Annotated in this window: 1 pseudogene; it reads left to right on the forward strand. The window is 71.1% G+C overall.

From position 1 onward, the window contains the following. Positions 1-505: pseudogene (locus AWB67_RS39365) on the forward strand (alpha/beta hydrolase family protein); the annotation flags it as partial.

The following is a 505-nucleotide window of genomic DNA, read 5'->3' on the forward strand; positions in this document are numbered from 1 at the left end:
CTAAGGTCTCTGCGCTCCTCCGAGCGCCGAAGGACGCGCGAGCCCTGTATGTCTTCGCGCACGGTGCCGGGGCGGGCATGCAGCACGCCGGCATGTCGCCACATTGCGCTACCAGTTTCCGTACATGGAGCGGGGCTCCAAGCGGGTGGACTCGCCGGCCGTGGCGCATGCTGCCGTGCAGGCAGCCGTCGCAGAGGCCCGCCGGCGGCTGCCAGCCCTGCCGCTCTTCGCGGGCGGCAGGTCGTTCGGCGGCCGCATGACGTCCCAGGCCCAAGCCATCTCCCCGCTCGACGGCGTGCGTGGCCTCGCTTTCGTCGCGTTCCCGCTGCACCCGGCGGGCGCGCCCGGCGTAGAGCGGGCACACCACCTGGCGGACGTCACGGTGCCGATTCTCTTCCTGCAGGGCACGCGCGACAAGCTGGCCGAGCTTCACCTGCTGAGGTCGGTCGTCGAAACGCTGGGGCCACGCGCCACGCTGCATGTGGTGGACGACGCAGATCATTCG

The sequence above is a fragment of the Caballeronia terrestris genome, assembly GCF_001544515.1.
Classification (GTDB): domain Bacteria; phylum Pseudomonadota; class Gammaproteobacteria; order Burkholderiales; family Burkholderiaceae; genus Caballeronia; species Caballeronia terrestris.